Source organism: Pseudomonas sp. AGC41 (assembly GCF_057334555.1).
The window spans coordinates 30,791-35,214 of the sequence record NZ_JBHFJB010000082.1 but is presented as its reverse complement, the minus strand read 5'-3'; the positions used below and the strand labels follow the sequence as shown (position 1 = coordinate 35,214).

Annotated in this window: 5 protein-coding genes; 2 read left to right on the top strand and 3 right to left on the bottom strand. The window is 61.4% G+C overall.

Annotated features, from left to right (window positions below):
- The first annotated feature begins 152 nt into the window (after positions 1-152).
- The gene (locus ACE04F_RS14850; RefSeq protein ID WP_486107829.1) at positions 153-557 is read left to right on the top strand and encodes a cupin domain-containing protein; all 405 of its coding nucleotides are present in this window, start codon (positions 153-155) and stop codon (positions 555-557) included.
- A gap of 40 nt (positions 558-597) precedes the next feature.
- On the opposite strand, the gene ACE04F_RS14845 is transcribed toward ACE04F_RS14850, so the two are convergent.
- From ACE04F_RS14845 to ACE04F_RS14835, 3 genes are all read right to left on the bottom strand, one after another.
- Positions 598-1,539, bottom strand: coding sequence for a p-hydroxyphenylacetate 3-hydroxylase reductase component (locus ACE04F_RS14845; protein ID WP_486107828.1), 942 nt, complete (start codon positions 1,537-1,539; stop codon positions 598-600).
- A gap of 71 nt (positions 1,540-1,610) precedes the next feature.
- Complete coding sequence (locus tag ACE04F_RS14840; RefSeq protein WP_486107826.1) at positions 1,611-2,780, bottom strand: p-hydroxyphenylacetate 3-hydroxylase oxygenase component; 1,170 nt, start codon at positions 2,778-2,780, stop codon at positions 1,611-1,613.
- Between the two features lie 83 nt (positions 2,781-2,863).
- Positions 2,864-3,058 carry a hypothetical protein gene (locus ACE04F_RS14835; protein WP_486107824.1) on the bottom strand — a complete coding sequence of 65 codons (195 nt, stop codon included), beginning with the start codon at positions 3,056-3,058 and terminating at the stop codon, positions 2,864-2,866.
- Positions 3,059-3,091: 33 nt separating this feature from the next.
- Between ACE04F_RS14835 and ACE04F_RS14830 the strand changes: the two genes are divergently transcribed.
- Entirely contained in the window at positions 3,092-4,390 is a 1,299-nt protein-coding gene (locus tag ACE04F_RS14830) for an NAD(P)/FAD-dependent oxidoreductase (protein ID WP_486107822.1), read from the top strand.
- Positions 4,391-4,424 lie beyond the last annotated feature (34 nt).

Sequence of the window (4,424 nt, the reverse complement as noted above, 5' to 3'; positions counted from 1 at the left end):
AAGCTCCCTCGCCACAGGGGGACCTCCGCGCGTGGCACTCACTGGTCTACCTGTCTTCCGCAAGATTGGACGTTTTTCCGCAACGTCTCGGGGCTTAGGGTGGAGCCATCGCCACAGCGCGAAGCCACTCACACCACAAAGGTCCCTTCCTGATGAAAACCCTCTACCTGATCGCTGCCCTGAGCCTGCTTCCCGTCGCCCCGCTCTACGCCCATGAAACCGCGCCTGCGGAAAAAATCCGGGTGCTGCAAGAGAAGCTGTTGAAAAACCTGCCTGGGAAAAAAGCCATGATGCTGACCGTCGACTATGCGCCGGGCCAGTCTTCCATCGCCCACAAGCATGACGGCACGGCCATGGCCTATGTGCTCGAAGGCGCCATCACCTCCCAGGTCAAGGGCGAACCGGCGATTACCTACAAGGCTGGTGAGTTCTGGTACGAAGCCGCCGGCTCCGAGCACCTGGTGTCGAAGAACGCCAGCGCCACCCAACCGGCGAAGCTGTTGGTGTTCATGGTGATGGGCCAGGACGAAGCGGTGCTGATCCCGTTGAAAGACTGACCGCCGCCGCGACTGCGCCGGGCTTTTGGCCCGGTGCAGCTCAGGCGCCCTGGATGATGCCCTTGAGCACCGTCTTGAAACTTTCAAGTTGCTCATCGCTGAACCGGCCGAACACCTTGTCCTGCTGCTCCTTGGCAATCGCCCAGAGGCCTTCGGTTTCATCGATGCCCTTGACGGTAAGGCGCACGCGATCGCCCTCATCGGTGACCAGCCCCTTGCGCCGCAGATTGGCTACCGCCTCTTCGATCTCACGTACCGGCATCGCCACTTCGCGCTGCAGATCGGCGATGTTCAGGCCGGCATCGTTCTCCAGCACCATCAACATCCGCGCCTCGCTGGTGCGCAGTCCGGTGGACAACTGGCGCGGCTGGTAACTGGCCTGGTAGGCCCGTAGAGCCTGGGTCATCAGGTAATACAGGTTATGGCTCAAGCGACCCTGGAAATGACTGCTCGGCGGCTGGCCTTCGCCGCGCTGAGTCATGCGCGTATGCGGCAGGACCATCGAATAGGCGCCCTGATGGTAGAGCAACGGCGAGCGCCCGAAATCATCGAAGGCGACGACTTTGCCGATCATGATCCAATGATCACCGCCATCGACCTGCTGGAACTTCTCGCAATGGAAACGCGCCGAGCAATCGACGAACACCGGCGCACCGCCTTCGCCGGCCTCGAATTGGATTTCGGCGAAGCGGTCATCCTTGGGCCGGGCGAAGTTGTTCGACAGGTCGATCTGGTCGGCGGCCAGCACGTTGACGGCGAAATGGCTCGCGGCTTCGAATACACCGTGGCTGCTGGAACGCTTGTCGATGCTCCAGAGAATCAGCGGCGGGTCGAGGGATACCGAATTGAAGCTGTTGGCCGTCACGCCGACCTTGCGTCCATCCTCGGTCGCGGCAGTGACCACGGTCACGCCGGTGGCAAAGTTACCCAGGGCCCGGCGGAACGCGCGGGTGTCGAATGCAGTTTCACAGATATCGGACATGCAAGACTCCCGGCCGCCTCAGTCGACGGCCTCGATTGTTGTTATTGGAACCGGGTTTGCCGGGCAGACGATCACACCATGCTGGGATCGGGCTCCAGGCCCATCAATTCCCGGCCCAGGATCTGCGCGCAAACGTCATAGTCGGTGTAGGCATGGGCGCCGGTCAGGTGCGCATCGCGAAACAGCCGTTGCAGTTCATTGGTTTCGAACCAGGCGCCGCCACCCGCGGCTTCCATCAGGCGATCTACCGCCTGGATGCACATTTTGGTCGCATAACCCTGATTGGTCCGCCAGAACGCCAGGGTCTCGCGGCTCGGGTATTGATGCCGCTCGCTGTGCTCGGCGTGGTCTTCCCAGGTTTTTTCGAGGAAAGCCCGAGCCGCGGCCACCTGGTGGGTAGACTCGGCCAGGCGCATCAGCGCTGGCGTGGCTGCGCCGACCGCGGCACCGGTGTAGGCCCGCACGCGGGTCCGGGTTTTCTCGCGAAAGACCTCCAGCATGCGTTCGGCGACACCGAGGCTGACGGTAGAGAAGCCGCTGGCGAAATACGGACGATACGGCGCGTAAAAAATCTTGCTGTCGGGGTACAGGCCAAAGCCGCCGGACTTGCCTTCCATCATGTCCTTGGCTTTCTGGATCCGGTGTTCCGGCACAAAGGCATTGTTAATGATCAGGGTCTTGCTGCCGCTGCCACGCATGCCGACCGCGTACCAGTCATCGCGGATCGCATAATCGCGACGAGGCAACACCGCGAAGCAGTAATCCTGGGTGCCTTCGGCATTCTTGCGACGGAAACCGACGATGGCCCATTCGGCGTGGTCGCAACCGCTGCTCCAGCCCATTTCGCCGCTGAACGTCACGCCGCCCTCGACTTCCTCAGTGCGGCCGAACGGCGCGATGCTGCTGCTGGCGGTGGCGTCGGAGTCGTCACCCCAGACCTCCTCCTGGGTCTGTGCCGGAAACAATGCCAGCTGATGGCTGTGGGTGCACAACAAGCTCATGGCCCAGGCGGTGCTTGCGCAAGCGCCGGCCAGCAGAGCGATGCAATCAGCGAACTGCGGCAGCGAGATTTCCATGCCGCCATATTTTTTCGGCTGGAACGCCCGGTGCATGCCTATGCTCTTGAGCAGGGCAATGTTTTCGGCGGGAACGGTACGGTCCTTCTCGGCCTGGAAGGCGTTGGCGGCGATGACCGGCAGGATTGGCTTGAGGTCTTCGAGCAGCGGGTTTGGCTTTTTCATGGACGGACTCTTTTATTATCTGGCGTCTGCCGATCCGCCGTTGCCCGTCGGCCTGGCGGCTGCACAAACAGCGGAATCAATGATTAAGGCCGGTCCAGTATGGGTACGCCGGAGCCGCTGAGAAATGCACGTTCCAGATCCAAGATTGCACTTTTCATGGCCCACGACACCGCGATGGCGCGCTCGGTCAAATAACCGGCACGGATGATCAAGACAGCCGCCCCCGCCAGGCCCCTTAATAGCGCCATCCCTCGCAGCGCCTGGCTCAGGCCCTGCAAGCGGAGCTTTCCTTCACTTTGTCAGGTTGCGTCATGATCAATATCGAAACGCCCACCTATTACACGGCCACCAAGAAATACAACCTCAGTTTTGCGACCCTGGAACAGGACGTGGAAGCCGACGTCGTGGTCATCGGTGGCGGTTTCTCCGGCATCAACACCGCGTTGGAGCTGGCGGAGAAAGGCATTACCAACATCGTGGTGCTGGAGGCGCGTTACCTGGGCTTCGGCGGCACCGGACGCAACGGCGGCCAGATCATGGCCGGCATTGGTCATGACCTGGAAAAAATCAAGAAGGACGTCGGTGAAGAGGGGCTGCGCCAGGTCTTCGAGATCAGCGACCTGGGCGCCGACATCATCAAGGACCGCATTGCCAAATACGATATCGATGCGGACTTCTGCCATGGCTATGGCTACATGGGTTTCAACGCCCGCCAGGAAAAGACCCTGCGGGCCTGGGAAAAAGATTTCAAGTCGATCAACAGCAAGCACGAGATCCGCTTTCTCGGCGGCTCCGACGTCCAGCAGATCATCGGCTCCAACGCCTACGGCAGCGCATTGCTGCACATGGGCGGCGGACATGTGCACTCGCTGAACCTGCTGCTGGGCGAAGCCAAGGCGCTCGTCAGCCACGGCGTGCGGATCTTCGAGAACAGCCCAGCGCTGGAAGTCAGTTATGGCGAACGCATCACCGTGCGCACCGGCCGTGGCTCGGTCAAGGCCAGCAAGCTGTTGTGGGCCTGCGACAGTTTCCTGAACAAGCTGGAACCGGAGCTGCATCGCTCGACCATCAATACCTATGCGTTCCAGATGATGACCGAGCCGCTGTCGGATGAGCTGATCCAGCGCATCAGCCCGATTCGCGGCGCCTACAGCGACATCCGGCCAGTGATCGACTACTACCGCGTCACCAACGAGAACCGCCTGCTGTTCGGCGCGGCAACCCCGCTGGTCGAGCATATCCCGCAGGATCTGAAGGCGTGGAACCGGCGCCTGATGCTGAAGATTTTCCCTTACCTGAAGGATGTGAAGATCGACCTGGCCTGGGGCGGCCCCATGGCGTGCAGCCCGAACCTGTTCCCCCAGGTCGGCACCCTGCCCGGCCGCAGCAATGCGTTTTTCGTCCAGGGCTACTCGGGTTTCGGCGTCACGCCGAGCCACATCATTTGCAAGGTGCTGGCCGAAGGCATGAGCGAAGGCTCGGCGCGCTACGACCTGGTCAGCTCGATCAACCGTCCGACGATCATCGGCAAGGACGCGATCCGTCCGCTATTGCTGACCGCCGGCAAGTCCTGGCATCAGTTGTCGGGTTACTGGAATGGTCGTCGTTGACAACACCTTGATACAGCCACTGTGGGAGCGAGCC

What these genes read in the sequence shown, in the direction of transcription:
- ACE04F_RS14850 (WP_486107829.1), top strand. Translation starts at nt 153, where the DNA reads ATGAAAACCCTCTACCTGATCGCTGCCCTGAGCCTGCTTCCCGTCGCC.
- ACE04F_RS14845 (WP_486107828.1), bottom strand. Translation starts at nt 1,539, where the DNA reads ATGTCCGATATCTGTGAAACTGCATTCGACACCCGCGCGTTCCGCCGG.
- ACE04F_RS14840 (WP_486107826.1), bottom strand. Translation starts at nt 2,780, where the DNA reads ATGAAAAAGCCAAACCCGCTGCTCGAAGACCTCAAGCCAATCCTGCCG.
- ACE04F_RS14830 (WP_486107822.1), top strand. Translation starts at nt 3,092, where the DNA reads ATGATCAATATCGAAACGCCCACCTATTACACGGCCACCAAGAAATAC.